The 23,211-nt window shown below is 62.8% G+C and carries 17 protein-coding genes; 7 read left to right on the top strand and 10 right to left on the bottom strand.

From position 1 onward, the window contains the following. The first annotated feature begins 141 nt into the window (after nucleotides 1-141). Nucleotides 142-1,110 carry a Dyp-type peroxidase gene (locus tag AC0L2L_RS32580; RefSeq protein WP_473583906.1) on the top strand — a complete coding sequence of 323 codons (969 nt, stop codon included), beginning with the start codon at nucleotides 142-144 and terminating at the stop codon, nucleotides 1,108-1,110. Between the two features lie 15 nt (nucleotides 1,111-1,125). On the opposite strand, the gene AC0L2L_RS32575 is transcribed toward AC0L2L_RS32580, so the two are convergent. Continuing rightward, nucleotides 1,126-2,538, bottom strand: a complete 1,413-nt coding sequence (locus tag AC0L2L_RS32575) for an FAD-binding oxidoreductase (protein WP_473583905.1) — start codon at nucleotides 2,536-2,538, stop codon at nucleotides 1,126-1,128. Nucleotides 2,539-2,702: 164 nt separating this feature from the next. Between AC0L2L_RS32575 and AC0L2L_RS32570 the strand changes: the two genes are divergently transcribed. Next, nucleotides 2,703-3,188 (top strand): thioesterase family protein, encoded by a 486-nt coding sequence (locus AC0L2L_RS32570; protein ID WP_473583904.1) that lies wholly within the window; start codon nucleotides 2,703-2,705, stop codon nucleotides 3,186-3,188. A 264-nt stretch (nucleotides 3,189-3,452) separates the two neighbouring features. On the opposite strand, the gene AC0L2L_RS32565 is transcribed toward AC0L2L_RS32570, so the two are convergent. Next, entirely contained in the window at nucleotides 3,453-5,357 is a 1,905-nt protein-coding gene (locus AC0L2L_RS32565; protein WP_473583903.1) for a hypothetical protein, read from the bottom strand. Nucleotides 5,358-5,995: 638 nt separating this feature from the next. Here AC0L2L_RS32565 and AC0L2L_RS32560 point away from each other — a divergent pair. After that, nucleotides 5,996-6,193, top strand: a complete 198-nt coding sequence (locus tag AC0L2L_RS32560) for a hypothetical protein (RefSeq protein ID WP_027168755.1) — start codon at nucleotides 5,996-5,998, stop codon at nucleotides 6,191-6,193. A 32-nt stretch (nucleotides 6,194-6,225) separates the two neighbouring features. Here the strand turns inward: AC0L2L_RS32560 and AC0L2L_RS32555 are convergent, their stop codons facing one another. Further along, nucleotides 6,226-6,702, bottom strand: a complete 477-nt coding sequence (locus AC0L2L_RS32555; RefSeq protein WP_473583902.1) for an Lrp/AsnC family transcriptional regulator — start codon at nucleotides 6,700-6,702, stop codon at nucleotides 6,226-6,228. A gap of 88 nt (nucleotides 6,703-6,790) precedes the next feature. Here AC0L2L_RS32555 and AC0L2L_RS32550 point away from each other — a divergent pair, with 88 nt between their 5' ends. Continuing rightward, entirely contained in the window at nucleotides 6,791-7,723 is a 933-nt protein-coding gene (locus AC0L2L_RS32550; RefSeq protein WP_473583901.1) for an EamA family transporter, read from the top strand. Between the two features lie 9 nt (nucleotides 7,724-7,732). Here AC0L2L_RS32550 and AC0L2L_RS32545 read toward each other — a convergent pair whose 3' ends face one another. Next, a complete protein-coding gene (locus AC0L2L_RS32545) occupies nucleotides 7,733-8,635 on the bottom strand; it encodes a dienelactone hydrolase family protein (protein ID WP_473583900.1) in 903 nt (300 codons plus the stop codon). Between the two features lie 582 nt (nucleotides 8,636-9,217). Here AC0L2L_RS32545 and AC0L2L_RS32540 point away from each other — a divergent pair. Beyond that, on the top strand, nucleotides 9,218-11,287 hold the full coding sequence (locus AC0L2L_RS32540) for a putative bifunctional diguanylate cyclase/phosphodiesterase (RefSeq protein ID WP_473583899.1): 2,070 nt from the start codon (nucleotides 9,218-9,220) through the stop codon (nucleotides 11,285-11,287). A 372-nt stretch (nucleotides 11,288-11,659) separates the two neighbouring features. Here AC0L2L_RS32540 and AC0L2L_RS32535 read toward each other — a convergent pair whose 3' ends face one another. Further along, nucleotides 11,660-13,975 carry a glucose/quinate/shikimate family membrane-bound PQQ-dependent dehydrogenase gene (locus tag AC0L2L_RS32535; RefSeq protein ID WP_473583898.1) on the bottom strand — a complete coding sequence of 772 codons (2,316 nt, stop codon included), beginning with the start codon at nucleotides 13,973-13,975 and terminating at the stop codon, nucleotides 11,660-11,662. A 282-nt stretch (nucleotides 13,976-14,257) separates the two neighbouring features. Between AC0L2L_RS32535 and AC0L2L_RS32530 the strand changes: the two genes are divergently transcribed. Then, nucleotides 14,258-16,918: an ATP-dependent helicase gene (locus tag AC0L2L_RS32530; RefSeq protein ID WP_473583897.1), complete on the top strand. Its 2,661-nt coding sequence runs from the start codon at nucleotides 14,258-14,260 to the stop codon at nucleotides 16,916-16,918. A 9-nt stretch (nucleotides 16,919-16,927) separates the two neighbouring features. Here AC0L2L_RS32530 and AC0L2L_RS32525 read toward each other — a convergent pair whose 3' ends face one another. The 5 genes from AC0L2L_RS32525 to AC0L2L_RS32505 all read right to left on the bottom strand — a co-directional run bounded on the left by AC0L2L_RS32525 (nucleotide 16,928) and on the right by AC0L2L_RS32505 (nucleotide 21,899). Continuing rightward, a complete protein-coding gene (locus AC0L2L_RS32525) occupies nucleotides 16,928-17,977 on the bottom strand; it encodes an ABC transporter permease (RefSeq protein WP_473583896.1) in 1,050 nt (349 codons plus the stop codon). After that, on the bottom strand, nucleotides 17,974-18,771 hold the full coding sequence (locus AC0L2L_RS32520; RefSeq protein WP_473583895.1) for an ATP-binding cassette domain-containing protein: 798 nt from the start codon (nucleotides 18,769-18,771) through the stop codon (nucleotides 17,974-17,976). Before AC0L2L_RS32520 ends, AC0L2L_RS32525 begins: the two co-directional genes overlap by 4 nt. Nucleotides 18,772-18,854: 83 nt before the next feature. Continuing rightward, the gene (locus tag AC0L2L_RS32515) at nucleotides 18,855-19,862 is read right to left on the bottom strand and encodes a substrate-binding domain-containing protein (RefSeq protein WP_473583894.1); all 1,008 of its coding nucleotides are present in this window, start codon (nucleotides 19,860-19,862) and stop codon (nucleotides 18,855-18,857) included. A 100-nt stretch (nucleotides 19,863-19,962) separates the two neighbouring features. Beyond that, a complete protein-coding gene (locus AC0L2L_RS32510; RefSeq protein WP_473583893.1) occupies nucleotides 19,963-20,871 on the bottom strand; it encodes a sugar phosphate isomerase/epimerase family protein in 909 nt (302 codons plus the stop codon). Then, nucleotides 20,868-21,899 (bottom strand): Gfo/Idh/MocA family protein, encoded by a 1,032-nt coding sequence (locus AC0L2L_RS32505; protein ID WP_473583892.1) that lies wholly within the window; start codon nucleotides 21,897-21,899, stop codon nucleotides 20,868-20,870. The genes AC0L2L_RS32510 and AC0L2L_RS32505 overlap by 4 nt, the downstream gene beginning before the upstream one ends. Nucleotides 21,900-22,094: 195 nt before the next feature. Between AC0L2L_RS32505 and AC0L2L_RS32500 the strand changes: the two genes are divergently transcribed. Continuing rightward, nucleotides 22,095-23,120, top strand: coding sequence for a LacI family DNA-binding transcriptional regulator (locus AC0L2L_RS32500; RefSeq protein WP_473583891.1), 1,026 nt, complete (start codon nucleotides 22,095-22,097; stop codon nucleotides 23,118-23,120). The last annotated feature ends 91 nt before the right edge of the window (nucleotides 23,121-23,211 follow it).

The raw sequence follows: 23,211 nt of genomic DNA, 5'->3' as shown, positions 1-23,211 counted from the left end.
ATTCCATTCGCGGCGGGCGCAGTCCCGGGCAATGTCCGCTGTTGCGCGATCGCTCGCGGTCGCGATATCTTTTTCCGACCACCTCTGCCCCAGCGGTCATGTCCCTGGCCGCCCGTCTCAACCCAGCACGGAGCATTCCCGATGTCAGGCAAGAACTGGGACAGGGTGCCCATCGACGCGCAGAGCGTCGACGCTCCGCTGTCGATGGCCGCGATTTTCCTTGTCGTGACGGTCGGCACCGACGAGGCCGCGCTTTCGAAGGTCGCTTCGGCCCTCGGCGAACTTGACGACCTCGTCAAGAATGTCGGCTTCCGCGACCTGTCGGGCCGGCTGTCCTGCATCGCTGGCGTCGGCGCCGGGTTTTGGAACCGCCTGTCGCCCAGCCGGCGGCCGCGCGAGTTGAAACCCTTCGCGCCGATCGAGGGCTCGGCGCATTCGGCACCCTCGACGCCGGGCGATCTGCTCTTCCACATCCGCGCCGAAAGGCCCGACATGTGTTTCGAGTTCGAGCGCATCCTGCTGAACAGCCTGGGCGGCGGCGTGAGCGTGATAGACGAGGTATCCGGCTTTCGCTACTTCGACGCCCGCGATCTTCTGGGCTTTGTCGACGGCACCGCCAATCCGACCGGCCTCGACCTGCCGGCCTCCGCCCTGGTCGGCGACGAGGACGCCGACTTTGCCGGCGGCAGCTACGTCGTGGTGCAGAAATACCTGCACGATATGGCCGCCTGGGGCAAAACGCCGACCCATGTCCAGGAAGAGATCATCGGCCGCACCAAGATCGACAACATCGAGATCGATGACGACGACAAGCCGCGCAAATCGCACAAGTCGCTGGCCACGATCGAGGACGACGCCGGCAACGAATACGACATCCTGCGCGACAACATGCCGTTCGGCCGTCCGGGCCAGAACGAGTTCGGAACCTATTTCATCGGCTATACGCGCTATCTGTGGGTGATCGAGAAAATGCTGCAGCGCATGTATGTCGGCGAGCCGCCCGGCGCCTATGACCGGTTGCTCGACTTCTCGACGCCGCATACCGGCACGACTTTCTTTGCGCCGACACGGCCGATGCTGCAGCAATTGACCGAAGGCGTGGAAAGGTAGCCTCTGGCCGGCGGATCACCCGCCCGGCAGGATCTTGCCCGGATTCATGATGTTGAGCGGATCGAGCGCCTGCTTGATCGTGCGCATGACATCGACACCATGGCCGAGCTCGTGGCGCAGGAACCCGACCTTACCCTGGCCGATGCCGTGCTCGCCAGTGCAGGTGCCTTCCATGGCGATGGCGCGCATGTTGAGCCTGGCGACGAATTTCTCGGCGAGCGCGATCTCATCCGGGTTGTCGACATCCATCAGCACAAGCACGTGGAAATTGCCATCGCCGGCGTGGCCGACGATGGGTGCCACCAGCCCCATCTCGGCGATGTCGGCTTCGGTCTCGGTGACGCATTCGGCCAGCCGCGAGATCGGCACGCAGACATCTGTCGAAAGCCCCTTGGCGCCTGGACGCAGCGTCAGCGACGACCAGTAGGCGTCGTGCCGCGCCTTCCAGAGCTTCGTCCGCTCTTCCGCGACGCTGGTCCACAGGAACGGCCCGCCGCCCTGCTCCTCGGCGATTATGCCGAAAGTCTCGGCCTGCTCGGCCACGCCCGCGTCGCTGCCGTGGAACTCTACGAACAGGCACGGGCTTTCAGGATAGTCGAGCTTGGAATAATTCTTCATCGCCCGCATCTGCAGCGCGTTGACCAGCTCGATGCGCGCGACCGGGATGCCCATCTGGATGGTCGCGATCACCGCATCGCAGGCCGCCTCCAGGCTCGGAAACGGGCAGACGCCGCCTGAAATCGCCTGCGGAATGCCTTGTAGCCTGAGCGTCAGCGAAGTGATGATGCCGAGCGTGCCTTCGGAGCCGACGAGAAGCCGCGTCAGGTCATAGCCGGCCGAGCTTTTCTTCGCCCGCTTGCCCGTTGTCACCGTTTCACCGTCGGCCATGACGGCGGTCAGCGACAGCACGTTTTCGCGCATGGTGCCGTAGCGAACGGCGTTGGTGCCCGAAGCCCTGGTTGCAGCCATGCCGCCGAGCGAGGCATTGGCGCCGGGATCGATCGGGAAGAACAGGCCGGTGTCGCGGAGGTGCCGGTTGAGGTCCTCGCGCGTCACCCCGGGCTCGACCGTGCAGTCGAGGTCCTGCGGATTGACGGATAGGATGCGGTTCATGCGCGACGTGTCGATGGAGATGCCGCCGCCCGGCGCGTTGGTGTGGCCCTCGAGCGAGGAGCCGACGCCGAAGGCGATGACCGGCACGCGGTGGTCGGCGCAGGAACGCACGATCTCCTGCACTTCCGCCGTCGTCTCGACGAACGCGACGCCGTCCGGCGCCTGTGTCGGGATATAGGTGGTGGTGTGCGCGTGCTGGCCGCGTATCGCCTCGCCGGTCTGAAAACGTTCGCCGAATTGCTGCTTGAGGATGCCGAGCACCGTGGCGATGCCTTCCTCGTTGCGTTCGACGGGATTGAGGTCGCTCAAAGCCATGAATTCCTCCGCGAATGGACCAGTGGCCACCCTTGTTATGCCGCTATGGATGATGCCTAAAGCAATTCTAGGAAAAGTGTGAAGCTGTTTTCCGTCCGCAATTGCGCCAGAACAACGAGAACCTCACAGCCACGCCCTGACCAGCGACGATCAAGGAAACCGACATGACGATCCCCGCACCCATCATTTCCGCCCCATTGGCGATCGAGAAGGACTGGATCGACTACAACGGCCACCTCAACATGGCCTACTACAACGTGCTGTTCGACCGCGGCACCGACGAAGCATTCGCAATGATGGGAGTGGACGCAAACTATACGAAGGAGCGCCGCCTCAGCGTCTACACTGCGGAAGTCCATGTCTGCTACGTGCGTGAGCTGCATCTCCACGACACGGTCAAGGTGTCATTCCAGCTCATCGATCATGACGACAAGCGGTTGAGGACCTATCAGGAAATCCGCCATGTCGACGGCTGGCTCGCCGCCACGTCCGAGACGCTGTCGCTGCATGTCGACATGGACGGACCCAAGGTTGCCCCCTTCCCTGCCGATGTGCTGGCCAAGATTGAAGCCGTCCGCACCGCCCATGCGGCGCTGCCGATGCCGGAGCGCGCCGGCCGCTCGATCGGCATCAAGCGCAAGAGCGCTTGAAGGGCTTCTTTCACGCTCTCTTTAGCCTTACCAAAGGGTAGGGCTTATGTGCAAGCGATTGGTTCTGTTTCATTTTTTTAGGGCAACTTCGACCGCATCAGATTTGTGTCAGTCAGAGATTAGACGGGTGTTTGTCGTCCTGCGCATGGCCGTAAGTTTCGACCGTATGCTTAATATTTCTTCCATCCTCCGAGCTGGCCTGCACGAGAAATGGTGCTGCTTTAGCTGTCAGTTGCGGGCACTATTCCCTCACCTTGCATTAGCTCAACGGGGAATATTGGGTGTCCACGCACGAGCTCCATGCTTCCGTCCTCGGATATCACCGGGGTCGATAATAACACCGAGACCGCTTCGAGCTACCAGGTCGATCAACTGGTCGACCTGTGCATCCTCTAGCAGGCATTCGATTTCGTAATCTGGGATATCAAACCCAGCCGCTCGCCAGTTTTGTATATGTCGGCCCAAAGCAAGTGGGTCGCTAATGGTGGGGACTGCATTGGTTAGCACAATAGGCGCTAGGTTTTCCGCTTCCCTTAGTATTAGCAGCGGTGCGTACCAATTCCCAGGCCCCGGGTACCGAGCGGCCTCTTTCGCGTCATAGGGACGGATCACTACAGCTGCTACAGCCTGTACTTTTTCTTTACCTCCCAACTGCCGAAGTAGAGTTGATCGGCTGGAGAATGAACGACTTTGATCAGAATAAGAGAGCGGGTCTCCAGCTTCGCGCGACTGCTGTAGAGATCGCTCTAGCGCCACGGCAAATTTCTCAGCGTGCTGCTTGGTAAACCTCTGCACCCTGCCCCTTTTGGAGACCACCTCTTCAGTTCCGTCATCTAAGACCGACACCACCATGTACCTGCCCACAACATCCTCGTGAGTGGGTATCCCACCCCATACGACAGGTGCGACGGCCTGGTTGCTGGCATTAATGCCAAAAAATACGCCATGTCCGTGGTGCGCAGCCCGGAACCATGCATTTATATCAAAGTTCACCAGCTCCGGGTTCTCTTGGAACAGCTTGCTGTCCGCTCGGCCCAGTATCCTGTCCGATGGAATTACACACCCTCTGTGGGCCAGGCCAAAGCAAAGCTCACTCCCCTCGCCAAGCTCAACTACCGGACACATACTTTCGGTAACCGGCAGCCCGCAGTGAACACATTGAATGCAGTCACGCCGACTTGCGATCGCATCTAGGAGTTTTCGATGCGTCGTTGCGCAAAGACCTTTCTCAAGGTCGTCATCCATATTCATGGGAACGATGACCACCTCTTCGTTCAAGAACTTGGATTCGTTCTCGGTAAAGAAACGCTCCAGTCCGGTCCATGTCGCAAAACGAGCCCACAGCTCAAGCTCTGCACCGTTGCCAAGTATCAGCCGATCACCTCGAAACTGCAGTCGAGATTTGCAATGTTCGTCGAACCGGTAGAACTCGATGACGCCAACCATGCCCTTCTTGAGGAATGGCAAATCGGTGAGTGCTTTGGCCACCACCAATTCTCGACCAAACTCGAATCCCTCTGAAGTAAGGTTTATCCGAAGGTACTCGGACCTGGCCAATGGTTCCGGGTGATCAATTACTGCTTTTAGATGACTATAGTTCTGCACAATGTCTTCGAGCTTGACAGTCAACCTTCTTCGCGCCCATTCAAGACAATCGGTAACGATTTTGCCCCACATCTCTGACGGTGCAGCATAACCGCTTGAATGCAGAGCCATCACAATGGCCTGCTCCAATGATGAATAGGGGTCTATGTCCAGTGCAATCACATATGACTTGGCAAGCAGAGCCCTTGCCCAGACATCATCCTCACTACCAACCAAACGGACCTGTATACCACGAACTAGGCAAATCAGTTCATTGTAGGTGGAAACGATTGCCTTGGGCTGATCTCGCTCGAACACCGTCTTTGAGCAACTTCTTGCGGCCTCAAGCGCTGCCTTCATATCACCAGTGATCCGCTTTGATGCATCGCTGGACGTCACCAAGCAGTAGTCCTCCGAAACGTCGCTGCGCGCCTCCAGAGCTTGCACCACGAATTGCTCAAGGACAGATGCCAACTCGGAATCGGGTAGAGTAGAGAACGACAGAGACCTCTTTGCTTGCACCATGCAACGTGGCCCAGCTGCAAAGCTCACTTGCAGATCGTCAACCGATTCGTTGGTCTCCATTGAGATAACCGTGGCCTGGCCACGCTGCTGCATAAACGGAATTGGAAGCTCAGCAAGACAGCAAGCCACGAAGTATGCAGCGACCCTCGCCTGATAACTTGCACCTGACGCAACAGAAGCGCCCGCCCCTGACCTAACTGCCATTCGTGCCCAAACTCAGTCTTGCAAAGCTCTGCCAATCGGGTGGTGTATTTTGTACCACTACCTACCTAAAGAAACCCAAGCAATCCAGGCTTCTCAGGTGGAGCCCCGCCTCGACTCTACCCGATATCCTGCGAAGGCCAAAGAGCGGGTATCCCAGCGTCTAGCAGGATTTGAAGCCGACATCCGCTGCTGCTTCTGGCGGGCTCAGCTCCCGAGCGGAGCGTAGCTTGCATTCCGGATGGCTTTGAAACGGTAGGGAGCCCTATCACCCCCACCACTTTTGGACGGTCGCCGCGTCAGGGCCAATACCGCAACGCTAAAATCCGTTGCAAACGTGGATTCAGGTTGATCCTTGCAACCGGCGCGTTAACCTTACCAAGGTTTTAACGTGAACAAGTCACTTGAGTCCGTTGAACGACTCAGTGGCGCGTTCGAAAACCGCCGTACCGGGTTTGCGAGCGGGCGGCTGGCGGAATGCGGTGCGAGGACAGTGCATGAAAACCGACATCAAGGTCGAAGTGGAGCGGTTGGCGGCCGATCCGCGCATCACCGACTATGATTTCTGGCGATCGCTGAAGAACGTCAATAACGAGATCTTCCACATCGCCAACAACAACGAACCTATCCCCTTCGACATGATCCGCTGGCGCGCGATTCTAAAGCAGGCTCGCATGAAGCGCGGCCACGCTTGATTCGTCGTCGCTGCTTCATCGTTTCTGCCCTATCATCCCTGCCTGAACCCGCCCAGCGGCGAGCGCGGCTCGATCGGCGATGACTGGATGATTGCCGTGTTTGTCATCGCATAGGGAATGATCCGGTCGATGACGCGCTCGAGCTCGGTCACCGAACCGACATGGGCGAGCGCGATGAAACAGTCCTCGCCGGTCACCCGGTCGCATTGCGCGATTTCCGGCAGTTCGCGAATGATTTCCGCCACCACCGAAAGCTGGCCAGGCACCGGCCTGATTCTGAGCCATGCCGACAGTTTCAGCCCGAGCGCCGCCGGGTTGATCCTGACCGTATAGGCCTCGATCACGCCGTTCTCCTGCAGCTTGCGGATGCGCTCCGCCACGCTCGGCGCCGACAGCCCGACCGCGCGCGCCAATTCCGCCGTGCTGATGCGCGCGTCCTTCTCCAGCAGCCGCAGGATCTTCAGGTCCACGGCGTCTAGATCAACATTTTCATTTCGAAGGTTTTTCAAGCTGAATCCCTTCTATTGGAAAGCGATAAGACCATCAAGCCGCTCATCAAACATATAGATCGCGACTTTCACCTGCGATAATGCTCGCATGAAAGCTCGAACGCAAATTCCAGCCGCAAGCCAGCCCGCCGGTGATGCCGATATACGCCCTGCCCTTGCCGGCCCCACCGCACTTGCTAGAACGGCCAACGCGTTGCCGCCGCACGTCTGGTTCTGCGTCAGCGCCGTGTTCCACTACCTCGGGCCGGCTTTCGCGGTGCTGCTTTTCGACCAGGTCGGCGTGCTCGGCATGGCTTGGCTGCGCATCGCCACAGCCGCTCTCGTCTTCGCGCCCTTGACCACGCCCTGGCGCGTTTTCGCCGGCGCCGATCGCGCTCGGCGACTGCTGCTGCTGGCCTTCGGCGCCTGCCTGGCGGTGATGAACTGCTCGTTCTATCTCGCGCTCGACCGCTTGCCGATCTCGCTGGTGGCGGCGATCGAATTCGTCGGCACCATCGCGGTCGCGCTGGTTGGCCTGCGCAGCCGGCGCAACGTCGCGGCGCTGGCTGTCGCCGTCATCGGCACCTTGCTGCTCATCGACGTGAAATGGTCGAGCGATCCGGTCGGCCTATTCTGGGCCTTTTTGAATGGCGCCTTGTTCGTCGGCTACATCGTCATCGGCCACCGCGTCGCCCAAGCCGGCATCGGCATTGCCGGCCTGGGCACCGCCATGGCGATCGCATTCCTGATCGTGTTGCCCATCGGCTTCGGCGAGGCCTTGCCGGCCTTCTTGTCGCCGCGACTGCTCATCGCCGCGATCGGCGTCGGCGTCTGCTCCTCGGTCATCCCTTACATCTGCGACCAGTTCGCCATGGCGAGGCTGCCACGCGCGAGCTTCGCGCTGATGCTGTCGCTCCTGCCGCTCACGGCAACGCTCATCGGCGTCATCGTGCTGCGCCAGGTGCCGGGCGTCACCGACTGCCTGGGCATCGCGCTGGTGATCGCCGGCGTCGCCTTCCACAAGCCCGCGGCAAATGCCTGAACTGCTCGGCTATGCCAGCTTCGCTTTCAAGAAAGCGATCGTCCGGCCCCAGGCGAGATCGGCTGCAGTCTTGTCGTAGCGTGCGGCCGAGGTGTCGTTGTTGAAGGCGTGGTTGACGCCCTCATAGACATGGACCGTGTATTCGACATGGGCGGCGTCGAGCGCCTTCTTGTAAGTATCAATGCCGGCGTCGATGCGCTCGTCCAGGCCGGCATAGTGCAGAAGCAGCGCCGCCTTGATCTTGGGAACGTCCTCGGCCTTGGGCTGCATGCCATAATAGGCGACGCCGGCGGCGAGATCCGGCGCACGGACGGCAACTTGGTTCACCGCGCCGCCGCCCCAGCAAAAGCCGACCGCGCCGACCTTGCCGTTGCCTTCCTTGAGGCTCTTGAGATACGCGATCGTCGCCACGCCGTCGGCCGCGACCTGAGCAGCGTCGAGCTTGGTGAACATGTCGCGCGCCTTGTCCTCGTCGGACGGCGTGCCGCCAAGCGGCGACAGGAAGTCCGGCGCCAACGCGGCGAAGCCTTCCAGCGCCACGCGCCGGGTGACATCGCGGATATGCGGGTTGAGGCCCCTGTTCTCGTGGATGACGATGACAGCGCCGAGCTTGCCTGACCGATCGGCCGGCTTCGCCAGATAGCCCTTCATCGCGCCGCTTGAGCCGGGATAGGTGATGTCCTCGCCCTTCACCCGGCTGTCGTCCTCGGCGACGATCGCTGCCTGGGCGGAATTGGCCGCCAGCATCGGCACGATCGCGGCCGCCGCGGCGCCCGAGCCCGCCAGCTTCGTCAGTTGCTCCATGAAGCGGCGCCGGTCGAGCGTCAGATGCGTATATTCGTCATAGGCATCGATCATTGCCTGAGTAATGACAGGCCGAGTGATGACGGGCTTGGCAACGGGTTCGGTCATGGCTTCTCCTCGACGATCGGCAGGGTGATCCGCAAGATAGGGTCGGGATCTGCACGGTCCAGTCACGCCCGGATGACGATCCGGAGAACTGCGGCTCGCCCTTCTCGGCTGGTGGTTGCGCTGGGCAGGCCAAAGCATTCTTCGACCAGCACATGCTTTGCTCCGCTATCGGCGCCGCGCCTGTTCACGCCGGACGAGCGCGCTGCCCTGACCAGAGGACCCACATGCCGGGGCCTTCCGAACGCAATCTTGATGCATGAACGAAGGGAAGCCCGAGCCCCATCCCCGATAGAAAATATCGATATTATGCGCAGCAGGAGAGCTATCATACACATTCTGGAAACCATTCCCCAGAACTTCGTGGCGTCCATTAATTGCGATTAACCACCCATTAGAGGTTGCATCAGATTGTGCTGATGGAACTATCGGTATCCGCATTTTGGGGGCGGCTGCCTTTTATCGCCTGCGTCAAACCCCTCGCCCGACAGGCAAATCGGTCGTTCGCACCGACGGACACCGGGCGGAGAGATCTGACGAGGGAAGAAGGCCGGCGCCCTCCCAGAACAAAGAGGCTACCCGGCCATGATGCGCGTCATCTCCTGCGTGACAGTCGATCACAATTTATGGCTCGTGCTGGTCGCGGCGCTGGTCTGCAGCGCCGGCTCCTGGGCGACCATCAGGCTTTTCCTGCGTGCGCATGAAGCCAAGGGCCTGCAGCAGGTCGGCTGGCATTTCCTGACCTCGGTCTGCGCGGGATCATCCATCTGGTGTACGCATTTCATCGCCATGCTGGCCTATGATCCCGGCGCCCCGATTACCTTCGATCCGGTGCTGACGATCGCCTCGCTGTTCATTGCCATCACCGGCACCGCCGCCGGCTTCATCACGGCGACGACCCACGCCCCGCGCATTGCCCCGATCGTCGGAGGCGTCATCGTCGGCCTCGCGATCTCCGGCATGCACTACACGGGCATGGCGGCCTATCATGTCGATGGCATCGTCGAATGGAACGCTGCCTATATCGTTGCCTCTGTCCTGCTTTCCGTGGTGTTTGCCTGCCTCGCCGTCAGCGTCGCCCTGAAAGAGAAGATATCCGGCCGCAACTATTGGGGCGCGGCCATTCTGGTGCTGGCCATCGTCAGCCTGCATTTCACCGCCATGGCGGCGGTTGAGGTGACGCCGCTGGCAACGCACGGCACCAACACCGATACCCTGGCGTTGCACGCCATGGCGCTCGGCGTCGCCGTTGCCGGCCTGATCATCATCGGCACCGGCCTTGCCAGCTATCTGATCGACGACCGGACGCGCTCCGAAGCCTTTCAACGCCTGCATCACCTGGCCATGAACGACACGCTGACCGGCCTGCCCAACCGGGCGAACTTCAACGACCATCTCGACCGCGAGATCGACCGCGCCCGCGAGCTCTGCGGCAAGGTGGCGATCGTCGGCATCGATCTCGACCGGTTCAAGGAGATCAACGATATCTGGGGGCACGGCGCTGGCGACCAGACCCTGAAGATCCTGGCCGATCGCATGAGCGCTCTGCTGCAGGAAGGCGAGTTCGTCGCCCGCCTCGGCGGCGACGAGTTCGCCGGCGTCAAGCGCGTGAAGAGCCAGTCGGACCTTGTCGATTTCATTTCACGCCTTGAAGCGGCGCTGTTCGCGCCGGTCAGGTTCGCCGACGTCGAAACCGCCACCGGCGCCAGTCTTGGCGTCGCCCTTTATCCCAACGACGCGCACAACCGCGAAACCCTGGTCAACAATGCCGACCTGGCGATGTATCGCGCCAAGGCGAACATAACCCAGAACGTCTGCTTCTATGAGCAGGCCATGGACGAGGCCGTCCGCGCCAACCGGACACTGGCCAACGATCTGCGCGATGCCGTCGAGAATGGGCAGCTCGAGCTGCACTACCAGGTTCAGACCTCGGTCTCGACCGGCGACATCCGCGGCTATGAGGCGCTGTTGCGCTGGAAGCATCCGACCAGGGGCAATATTTCTCCGGTCGAGTTCATTCCGCTTGCCGAGGAAAGCGGCCTCATCCTGCCGCTCGGCGAGTGGGTGCTGCGCACCGCCTGCGCCAAGGCCGCTTCATGGGATCATCCGTACAAGGTCGCGGTCAATCTCTCCCCGGTCCAGTTCGCCCATAGCGACCTGCCGAAGCTCGTCCACGAGATCCTGCTCGAGACCGGACTGCGGCCGAGCCGGCTGGAACTCGAGATCACCGAAACCACCATCATCGCCGACAAGATCCGCACCTTGAACATCCTGCGGCGGATCAAGGCGCTGGGCGTCACCATCGCCATCGACGATTTCGGCACCGGCTATTCCTCGCTGGAGACGCTGCGGTCCTTCCCGTTCGACAAGATCAAGCTCGACCGCTCGTTCATGTCCGAGGTTGAAACCAGCCCGCAAGCCAAGGCCATTATCCGCGCCGTGCTGGCGCTCGGCCAGAGCCTCCACATCCCGGTGCTGGCCGAGGGCGTCGAGACGCACAGCCAATTGTCGATCCTGCGCGCCGAAGGCTGCAACGAGGCGCAAGGCTTCCTGCTCGGCCGCCCGGCGCCCTTCGGCGAGATCCTCGCGCTGGCGGCTCGCGGCGAAGTCGCCAGCGCAGAAATGCAATTGCCGGCCCGCCAGGCCGTGGCCTAGTCAAGAGCGCTTGGTTTAGGTCAGGAGTCTGGGATTTTGACCGGTCGGCTCTGTTTGCGTTGGCAGGTGGCATGCGTTGGAGATTGGCCGAAACGCTCGCCGCGATCGTCATTCTAGGGCGGAGCAGGAGCGAAGCTCCGTCGCGGAGACCCTGGAATCCATGCCGTTACCTTAGCCAAGGAGTGCAACGGAGCAGAATTCTGCACCGCAGCAACGCTTCGAAGTCACGGCATGGATTCTATGGTCTGCGCCGCGTCGCTTCGCTCCTTGCTCCGCCATAGAATGACGACGCTGGGACGGCTTCAACCAATCCCCGGCGTTTGCGCTGATTTCACGGAAATGAACGGAAATCTTTGCCAGCCTCACCTGAATCTATTTCGGTAGCGTGTAGGCCATCACATAGTCGCCCGGCTTGGTGCCGACCGAGCCGTGGCCGCCGGCGACGATGACGACGAATTGGCGGCCGTCGGCCACCGTGTAGGTCATCGGTGTCGACTGTCCGCCCGCTGGCAGCCTCGCCTGCCAGAGCTGCCTGCCGGTGGTGAGATCATAGGCGCGCAGATAATCGTCGACCGCGGCGCCAAGGAAAGCGACACCGCCCCCCGTGATCATCGGCCCGCCGATGCCCGGCACGCCGACCTTGAGCGGCAGGGGCAGCGGCGTCATGTCATAGACAGTGCCGTTGCGGTGCTTGTAGGCGATGTTTCCGGTCTTGAGGTCGACGCCGGCGACATAGCCCCAGGGCGGAGCCTGGCAGGGAATGCCGAGCGGCGACAGGAACGGCCCCATCACCACCGCGTAAGGCGCGCCGTCGTTGCGGTTCAGCCCCTGCTCGCTGCCCTTGGTGTTGTCGCCCGGCGCCGGCACGTCCGCGCGCGGGATGAGCTTGGACGTGAAGGCGAGGTAGGTCGGCATGCCGAACATCACCTGCCGCACCGGGTCGACCGCGACGCCGCCCCAGTTGAAGACGCCGAAATTGCCGGGATAGATCAGCGAGCCCTGCAGCGACGGCGGCGTGTAGCGTCCCTCATAGCGCAGCTTCTTCAGCTCGATCCGGCACGCCAGCTGGTCGAACATGGTGATGCCCCACATATCGGCGCCGGTCAGCGGCTTCGGATTGAACGAAAGATCGGAGCTCGGCTGCGTCGGTGAGGCATGATCGCCCTCGATCGCGCCGCCTGGCGCCGGCACTTCCTTGACCGGGATGATCGGCTCGCCCGTACGCCGGTCGAGCACGTAGAGATCGCCCTGCTTGGTCGGCCCGACCAGCGCCGGCACGACGCCGCTCGCCGTGGTGATGTCGACCAGCGTCGGCTGAGCCGGCACGTCCATGTCCCACAAATCGTGATGCACGGTCTGCCGCACCCAGCGCAATTGCCCGGTGTTGAGGTCTAGCGCGGTGATCGAGGACGAGAATTTCTCGACATTGGCGCTGCGGCCCATGCCGAGCTGGTCCGGCGTCTGGTTGCCGAGCGGCAGATAGAGCAGCCCGAGCTTCTCGTCGGCGCTCGCCGTCGACCACATGTTGGGTGAGTTGTGGGTGTAATTCTGCCCGGCGGGCAGCGGCGTCGTCACATCCGGATTGCCGGAATCCCAGTTCCACAACAGCGCGCCGGTGCCAGCGTCATAGGCGCGGATGACACCGGACGGCTCTTCGGTCGAATAATTGTCGTTGACCGCGCCGCCAACGATGATCTTGCCGCCAATGATCAGCGGTGCCGACGTCGAATAGTAATAGCCCGACTTCGGATAGGGCATGTTGGCCATCAGGTTCAGCGTGCCGCCCTCGGCAAAGGACGGGCACACCTGCCCGTTCGCGGCGTCGAGCGCGATCAGCCGCGCATCCGAGGTCGGCAGGTAGACGCGCCCGGCGCAAGGCTGTCCGGCGGCGATCTTGGCGTCGGCATAGTAGGACACGCCGCGGCACGTCTGGTGCTGGCGGTCGGGGTCGAGCTTGACCTTCGGGTCGTATCGCCATTTCTCCTTGCCTGTCGCCGCATCGATGGCGATGGCGAAATTATGCGGCGTGCAGATGAACAGCGCATCGCCGATCTTCAGCGGCGTCACCTGATAGGTCGTCTCGCCGATATCGTCGGGGCCTTTGATATCGCCGGTGCGGTAGGTCCAGGCCGGTTGCAATTTGGCGACATTGTCGGGCGTGATCTGGTCGAGCGGCGAATAGCGCTGGCCGAAAGGCGTGCGGCCGTAGAAGTGCCATTCGCCGGCGGGCACGTCGCCGCCGAGATTTGCCGCCGTCGCCGCCTTTTCCGTGCCTAGCGTGCCGCCGATATCCTTGGGATCGGCCGTCATCGAATAGAAGGCGACCGCGAGCGAGGCGAGCACGGCCAGGATCAGCGGCGCGCGCCCGTCCGGCCCTCTCAGACCTCGCCTTGCCCATGGCGTCAGCAGCCACAAGGCGATGAGCACGATGACGCCGCCGCGCGGACCGAGTTGCCACCAGTCGAAACCGATTTCCCAGACCGCCCAGCACAAAGTCGCGAGCACGAACAAGGCATAGAGCCACAGCGATGTCGACCTGCGCCTGAAAAGCAGCCAGGCCGTGACCAGCAAGACCAGGCCGGCGACCAGGTAATACCAACTGCCGCCCAGCACGGCGAGCCAGATGCCGCCTCCGCCGAGAACCAGGCCGATGAGGAAGAGGACGAGGGAGGTGATGGTGACAGCCAAGACGGTGCTCCTTCGACTGTTGCGCGCTTCCAGCAATTCCAGGAAAAGTGTGAAGCGGTTTTCCGTCCGGAATTGCGTTAGAACAAAAAGATGGAGCGGTTCGGCGTTTCCGTGAAACGATGAACCGCTCCGGAGCGGCTTTAGAGACGTCATGCCGTCCCTGCCCTGCCGGCAGCTTTCCCTCACCCGCTCCGGCTGTCAAGTTGAAGCCAGACACGCGAAACTAGAACAAAACGTAGACAGTTCTGGTCTTTCGCTGCCGAATCACTACATTCGGGGGAGATGTCGGGCTTTTCCGAGGACATGCCTTTTTTCGATGAACCGAATGCGCGGCCCGCGGCCCCGTCCGGCATAGCTGCGCGCGCCATGGCGGCGCGCAGCGGCCAGCACAGCGCGCCCGATTATCTGAAGGGCCTGAACCCGGAGCAGCGGCTCGCTGTCGAAACCACCGAAGGCCCGGTTCTGGTGCTGGCCGGCGCCGGCACCGGCAAGACGCGGGTGCTCACCACCCGCATCGCCCACATCCTTGCCACCGGCAGGGCCTTCCCCTCGCAGATCCTCGCCGTCACCTTCACCAACAAGGCCGCGCGCGAGATGAAGCAGCGCATCGGCATCCTGATCGGCGAAGGCAATGTCGAGGGCATGCCGTGGCTCGGCACCTTCCACTCGATCGGCGTCAAGCTGCTTCGCCGCCACGCCGAGCTTGCCGGGCTGAAATCGGATTTCACCATCCTCGACACCGACGACGTGGTGCGGCTGATCAAGCAGCTGATCCAGGCCGAGGGGCTGGACGACAAGCGCTGGCCGGCCAAGACCTTCGCGCAGATGATCGACAGCTGGAAGAACAAGGGCCTCGGGCCCGACGAGATTGCCGAAGGCGACGCGCGCAGCTTCGGCAACGGCAAGGGCCGCCAGCTCTACAAGGCCTATCAGGAACGGCTGCAGACCCTGAATTCCTGCGATTTCGGCGACTTGCTCTGTCATCCCATCCGCATCTTCCGCGCCTATCCGGACGTGCTGAAGGAATACCACAGGCGCTTCAAATACATCCTGGTCGACGAGTACCAGGACACCAACACCGCGCAGTACATGTGGCTGCGGCTCTTGGCGCAGCGGCCCAGTGCGGGACGCTCCGCGAGTGCCTACCCGACCGAAGGCCGCAAGCCCGACCGGGCGTCGGCCGGTCAGGCCGCCCCCGCGGAGGCCAGCGAGCGGAGCGAGCGCGCGGCCGTGAGCGAAAACAAAGTCAACATCTGCTGCGTCGGCGACGACGACCAGTCGATCTATGGCTGGCGCGGCGCCGAGGTCGACAACATCCTGCGCTTCGACAAGGATTTCCCGGGCGCCACCATCATTCGCCTGGAGCGCAATTACCGCTCCACCGCGCATATTCTCGGTGCCGCTTCTCACCTTATCGCCCACAATGAAGGCCGCTTCGGCAAGACGCTGTTCACCGACCGCAACGATCCCGAGGACGACAAGGTGCTTGTCCATGCCGCCTGGGACTCGGAGGAAGAAGCGAGAGCCGTCGGCGACGTCATCGAGGCCTATCAGCGCCCCGACAAACAAGGGAATCGGCACAACCTCAACGACATGGCGATCCTGGTGCGTGCGTCCTTCCAGATGCGCGCCTTCGAAGACCGCTTCATCACGCTCGGCCTGAATTACCGCGTCATCGGCGGCCCGCGCTTCTACGAGCGCCTGGAAATCCGCGACGCGCTGGCCTTCTTCCGCGTCGTCGCCAACAGCGGCGACGATCTTGCCTTCGAGCGCATCGTCAACACCCCGAAGCGCGGCCTGGGCGAAGCCACCATCCGCCAGATCCACGACACGGCGCGGGCCATGCGCATTCCGATGCTGGAGGCAGCCGCCACGCTAGCCGAAAGCGACGAGCTGAAACCGAAGCCGCGCGCCGCCTTGCGCGAGGTCGCCGCCAATTTCGAGCGCTGGCAGAAGGCGCTGGAAACGACACCGCATACCGAGCTCGCCGAGACCATCCTGGAAGAGAGCGGTTACACCGACATGTGGAAGAACGACCGCTCTGCCGAAGCGCCCGGACGGTTGGAAAACCTCAAGGAGCTGATCCGCTCGATGGAGGAATACGAGTCGCTGCGCTCCTTCCTCGAACATGTGGCGCTGGTCATGGATGCCGAGCAGAATGCCGGGCAAGACGCCGTCTCGATCATGACGCTGCATTCCGCCAAGGGACTCGAATTCGAAACCGTCTTCCTACCCGGCTGGGAGGAAGGCCTCTTTCCGCACCAGCGCGCGCTCGACGAAGGCGGCCGCTCGGGCCTGGAGGAAGAGCGGCGGCTCGCCTATGTCGGCCTGACGCGGGCCAAGAAGAACCTGCACATCTGGTTCGTCTCCAACCGCCAGATCCACGGGCTATGGCAGTCGACGATCCCGTCGCGCTTCCTCGACGAACTGCCGGAAACCCATGTCGAAGTCGCCGATAGCGGCAATAGCTACGGCGGCTATGGCAATCCCTATGGCGGCGGCGCTTTTGCATCAGGACGCGGTGGCGGCCGCCAGAACCCCTATGGCGCCTCGCGCTTCGACAATATCGGCGCCAAGGATCAGGGCAGCTTCTCCAGCACCTATGCGACGCCTGGCTGGCAACGCGCGCAGGCCAACCGCACCGAGGCGACCGACCGCAACTGGGGCACCCGCTCCGGCCATCAGGTCGAGCGCATCGGTTATGGCGAGACTGACAGCGGCTATGGCGCCGGCCGCACCTCGGTCAAGGGCCGCACCATCGACGGCGAACTGGTCGCCAAATCCGTCGCCGACACGCCGTCCGCCTTCAACGTCGGCGACCGTGTCTTCCACCAGAAATTCGGCAACGGCAACATCTCTGCCATCGAAGGCAACAAGCTGACCATCGACTTCGACAAGGCCGGCCAGAAACGCGTGCTGGACGGATTTGTCACCGGCATTTGAGCAGCCCCCTTACCGATACCTTGCCTGGTTCCATTTGTGGCCGAGCAGCGACAGGATGATGATCAGCCCGTTGAAGAACTGGACGTAGAAGCCGCTCAGGCCCGCCGCCACGACGCCGGTCTGGATGAACGACACCGTAACCGCGCCGATGGCGCCGCCGGCTACCGTGCCGATGCCGCCCCAGGTCGGGGTGCCGCCGACGAACACCGACGCCAGCACCGGCAGCAGGTAGCCGTCGCCGGCGGTCGGCCACCAGGTGAAGTTGATCATCACCGAGAATGTGCCGGCGATCGCGGCCCCGATGCCGACGAAGACGAATACTTTCACCCGCACCCATTTGACGTCGATGCCCATCTGCTTGGCGCTGTCGGGATTGTCGCCAACCACCTTGACCTGCGCGCCAAAGCGGTGGCGGTTGTAGAGCATCGCCGACAGCACCACGAAGGCGATGGCCCAGAATATCTGCACCGGGATGCCGTAGACCTGGCTGGAGAAGATCTTGTAGGCCGAGCTGTCGGCAAGGCCGGTCAGCGCCATCGATCTGCCCTCGTTGATGATCTGGATCAGGCCGCGCAGCAGGAAGTTCATGCCGAGCGTGGCGATCAGCGACGACAGCCCGCCATAGACGACCAGCGATCCGACGAGCAAGCCGAGCAGCACGCCGGTGACCAGTGCCGCGGCAATGCCGAGGAACAGATCGTAGCCGGCCTGCACAACCAGCGAGAACACCCAGGAAGCAAAACCCATCGTCGCCGGAAACGACAGGTCGATCTCGCCGCAGGTGACGACGAAGACCAGCGGCACCACCACGAAAAGCGCCACCGGCAGCGTCGTCAGCACGGAGCTGTAGAGATACCAGGTGGTGAACACGGTCGGGTTGGCGATCATGAACACCGCCATCATGACGATGAACACGGCGAGCGTGCCGAGCGAGGCACGGTTGTCGATGACGAAGCCGCGCAGCCAGTGATCGGACGGATGCCTCCATTCCTTGCCGACAGTATCGCCGCTTGAACCGCTGAAAGGGCTTTGCAGATCGGGTTCCATGGCCTTGCTCATCGCGCTCTCTGCTCCGTCTCGCCGCCATCGTGCAGTCCGGGCAGTCCGCCCGGATGCGCCACGTCTTCCATGAAGTTGATGAGCTCCTCCGCCGACTTGACCTCGCTGCGATCAGTGGTCAGCGCCACCTTGCCGCGGTCCAGCACCACGAAACGGTCGGCGATGTCGAAGACATGATGGATGTTGTGGCCGATGAACAGGATCGAGCGGCCGCTCGCCCGCACCTGGCGCACGAAATGGAAGACCTTGGCGGTCTCGGTCAGCGACAGCGCCGTCGTCGGCTCGTCGAGGATGATCAGCTCCGCCTGCTTGTAGATGGCGCGCGCGATCGCCACGCCCTGGCGCTCGCCGCCGGAAAGCTGGCCGACGATCGAGTGCGGCGTGAACACCTTCGAGGTGAAGCCGATCTCGCGCATCAGCCGGCTCGCCTCCTCGATCTCCTTGTTGACCTTCAGAAAGCCCATGAAGCCGGTGAGTTCGCGGCCCATGAAGATGTTGCGCACGATGGTCTGCTGCACCGCCAGCGCCCGGTCCTGGAACACCGTCTCGATGCCGGCGTCGCGCGAGCGCGCCGCGCTCCATCCGGTCACCGGCTGGCCGCGCACCAGGATATCGCCGCTGGTCGGCTTGACGACGCCGGACAGGATCTTGATCAGCGTCGATTTGCCGGCGCCATTGTCGCCGATCAGGCCGACCACCTCGCCGCGGTCGACGCTGAGATTGACCCCGCCCAGCGCATAGACCTGGCCATAGGACTTCTTGATGTCGCGCAGTTCGATGATGCGTTCGGCCATCGGATCCTCGCTTGATTGTCGCTTGCCGGCCCCTTTCCGGCGGTCCTGCCGGCCGGGTTAGCCCGGCCGGCAGCCTTGGGAGGTCAGCGCAGCGCCTGCTTGGCGAGCTCTGAGACGATCTCGTAGTTCTGCGGCGTGACGAAGCCGGCGCCGGTGTCGACATTCATCGGCGCAAGACCCAGCACCACTTGCTGGCAAAGGCTGAGGATCGGCAGATAGCCCTGCATGAATGGCTGCTGGTCGGCCGTCAGTTGCACCCAGCCGCCCTTGAAGGCCTCGACGATCTGCGGGCTGGTGTCGAAGCCGAAATTGAAGATATCGCCGGGCTTCCTGCCCGCCGACTGCATATAGGTCGGCACATTGCCGAGCATCTGTCCGCCGGGATAGCCGACCGCCTTGACGCCGGGATTGTTGAGCAGTGCCGCGGTGATCACCGGGATCGCCAAATTCGGATCGGCCGCCCACTCGGTCGCGGAGTTGATTTGAACGACATCGATGCCGGCCTCTTTCAAGGCGGCGACGGTTCCACGCTCGCGTGCGCCGCGACTCTCATTCTCGAACGGGCCGATCATGATCGCCTTGTCGCCGGCTTTCAGCCCGGCCAGCTTGAACGCCTCGGCGCCGAGCGCGCGTCCCTGCTGTTCCTGCTGGGCGCCGACATAGCCGCCGCCGAACGCCGTCGTCACCGTCGGCACCGGCACGTTCTGGTACATCATCTTGATGCCGTCCTTATGCGCCTGTTCGGCCAGCGGCATGATCGCCGCGTCGCCGGGATGGCCCATCATGGCGATGCCGGCGGGCTTGACCGCCACCGCCTCGCGCAATTGCTGCACCATCTTTTCGACGTCCCAGCCCGAGAAGATGTAATCGACCTTCGAGCCGAGATCTGCCGCCGCCTGCTTGGCGCCATTGTAGACGATGGTGCCGAAGGCATCGCCCTCGGCGCCGCCGACGAAGAAGCGGATGTGGACGTCCTTGCACCATTGCGCGTCGAGCGCGTGGGCCGGCAGTGTCGAGATGGCGGCGGCGAGCGCCGTGGTGGCAGCCACGACGGCCGTGCGCAGAAGTGTCGTTCTGTTGGCGATGCTCATGCAAGTTCCTCCCTTTTTTGTCCTCGCAAGCGCGAGGGTTTCGACATTTGCTTCGGCAATGCGCCGCACTTGGCCGGCCGGCTCCTCCCGCCGGCTTTTCTCACATCGGGTTCGGCAGGTAGCTGGCCCCTCCCCGGCATTGCTTGAGATACTCCAGCCCTCGCGCCTGACCGGTGATCTCCAGATCGCCGCGATAGACCGGGTCGTGCCAGCCTTCGATGTCGATGGCGCCCTTGTATCCGGCGAGCCGCAATTCGCTGATCACCCGCGCCCAGTCGCTGTCGCCGAAGCCTGGCGTGCGCATCTGCACGAACGGCAGCCGGCCGAACACGCCGTGCTCGCGGATCACATCCCAGCGCACCGTCGCGTCCTTGCCATGGACGTGGAAGATGCGTGGCGCCCATTTGCGGATCTGCGGGATCGGGTCGATCAAGTAGACGAGCTGGTGGCAGGGTTCCCATTCCAGGCCGAGATTGTCGTCCGGCAATTCGTTGAACATCAGCTCCCAGGCATCAGGATTGTGGGCGATGTTCCAATCGCCGCTGGCCCAATTGCCGTCCATGGCGCAATTCTCGAAAGCGATGCGCACGCCCTTGTCGGCGGCGCGTTTTGCCAGCGGGCCCCAGACCTCGCGGAAGCGCGGCAGGCTGTCGGTCAGCTTCTTGCCGCGGATACGCCCGGTGAAGCCGCTGACCATGGAAGTGCCGAACAGATGCGCATTGTCGATCGCCGTCTCCCAGGCCGCGAGCACACCGCGATCGACCTCGCCGCTTTCCAGCGGATTGCCGAACACTCCAATCGAGGAAACCACGACATCGGCATCGCCGATCGCCTCGCGGATCTCGCCGGCAAGGCGGCCAAGATCCTTGCCGCCCAGCGTCTGCCAGAAGAAGGGCTGGATGCTTTCGAAGCCGAGCGGCAGGATCTGCCTGACATAGGCTGCCGGGTCGTTGAGATTGGCCCGCACCATGGTGCCGATCCGGATGTCGAGAAGCGGGTTTGGCATCATTGCGTTTCCTGTGCGATGGCCACGCGGCGGCCGGTCTCGGCGCTTTCGATGGCGCCGAAGACCATGGCGAGGCTTTTGATGTTGTCGGCGCCGCGCGTCTCGGGCTCGGTCCCGGTCTCGATCGCGTGCATGAAATCCTTGATGATGCCGAGATGGCCGTCGACCCGGTCGGCGGGATCGAGCGGCGGAACCTCGATCGCCCGGGTGTTGTCGATCAGGCCGTCGCGGCCCGGCGCCACCACCTCCGCCTTCAGCATGTCATGGCCATCCCAAATGAGGCTGCCGCGCTCGGCGACGATGCGCCAGCTGCCTTCCCAACTGGTGCGGAAGCCATCGGCGCACCAGGAGCCGGCATAGGTGAAGACCTTGCCGCCGCCGAAGTCGAACATCGCGCTGGCCGACGACCCCTGCCGGTACCAGGAATTGGCCGGCTCCCATTCCTGGCAATAGACGCTGGCCGGCTCGCCGCCGACCATGAACCGGGCGGCATCGAAAGTGTGGATCGCCATGTCGAGCAACAGCACATGCGCCATCTCCTCGCGAAAGCCGCCGAAATGCGGCGCGACGAAGAAGTCGGCATGGATGCTGGTCGGCTTGCCGATGACGCCGGAGTCCAGAAACCGCCGGATGCGCCTGACATTGGCGACGTAGCGGCGGTTCTGGACGACGGCATGGATGCGTCCGGCGCGACGGGCCGCCTCGATGATGGCGCGGGCGTTTTGCGGACTGTCGGCGAGCGGTTTCTCGGTCAGGAGATGGCAATTATGGGCGAACGCGGAAAAGGCGACTTCGCGCCGGGCCGCCGGTACCACGACGTCGAACACGGCATCCGGCTTTGCCTGGTCGAGAACCGCGTCAAGGCTGGTGCCGACGATGGCCTTGGTGAGCTCGTACTCGCGCGCCCTCGCCTGCGCTCGCTCGGCATCGAGGTCGACAAGGCCGACAACGTCGAGCCCGTCGATTTGCCTTGCGGCGTCGAGCCAACGCTTGCTCATGGCTCCGCAGCCGACCAGGACGGCCTTCATCATCCAGCGTTCCTCCCGTTCGGCCCCTCCAGGCCGAATGTCACGGCATTCACGGCATCACCGTAAACGTTTTTCCGTAAACGTTTACGAGAACACACCCGATGGCGTAGAATGTCAATCGGCTGCTTTCGAAAAATCGTCCCGAAGCCTTGGCGTCAGCGGCAGCCGGTGCTAGCCAAGGCAGGGGGAGAACCGTCCTTGGCATCCAGCATCCACGACCTTGCGCGTCATCTGAACATTTCGATCGGCACCGTGTCGCGCGCGCTGAACGGCCGTGCCGACGTCAATGCAGATACGCGCCAGCGCGTTCTCGATGCGGCCAAACGGCTGAACTATTCACCCAACCAGTCCGGTCGCGCCCTCAGGCAAGGCGCCACCCATTCGATCGCCTTCATGCTGCAGCCGCATCCGGGCGACCAGCAATATGGCGAGCCGTTCTTCATCCCGTTCCTGATCGGACTGCAGGCGAAGCTCGCCGAGCATGGCCTCGATCTGATGGTCGTCATGGGTGAGCCCGGCCAATATCAGCAGGAGCGGTTGCGCCGCGTGGTTGAGACGCGCTTGGTCGATGCGGTCGTGTTGGCCAATACACGAAGGGAAGACGATCGGATTGATTATCTCAGCAAGGCCGGCTTTCCCTTCGCCACGCTTGGCCGAAGCCAGTCCGGTGGCGACACCTATCCATCTCTCGATATCGATTTCGAGAGGGCGGGTGATGAAGCCGTCGACCGCCTGGTGGCGCGCGGACACCGGCGCATTGCCGCCATCCGCCCTTCACTTGATCTCAACTTCGGCTACCTGTTTCTCGACGGCTACTGCAAGGCGCTGAAGCGGCACGGCATCGAGGTCGACCCCGACCTGATCGCCGACGGCTTCATCAACGAGGCCGGCGGCTACCAGGTGACGCCGCAAGTCATGCGCTCCAAGGACCCACCGACGGCCATCATCTTCAACAATGACGCGATGGCGCTCGGCGGCTGCAAGGCGCTGGCCGAGATGGGAATCAAGCCGGGCCATGACATGGCCGTGATCGTCATCGTCGACACGCCGCTCTGCCGCTACTTCTCGCCGACGCTGACCGCCTTCCGTCCGGCACTGGAGGCTATGGGCCGGCGGCTGGCGGAAATGCTGCTGGCCTCGCTGCCCGCCTTCGCCGGCCCCGAAGGGCCGCGCATCATCCGCGAGGTCTGGCCGCTGGAGCTGATCGCAAGAGAGAGCGATTGAGGGTGGCGCCTGTTCCCTTCTCCCCTCACATGAGGACCATGGGGTCAAGAGGTTGATCGGGCTGGCTGCTGGTTTGGTTCGTGGGCAGCTG

The organism is Mesorhizobium sp. WSM4832 (assembly GCF_055811115.1).
Note: the sequence above shows the minus strand (reverse complement) of the source record. Positions and strands in the feature narration are given on the sequence as shown.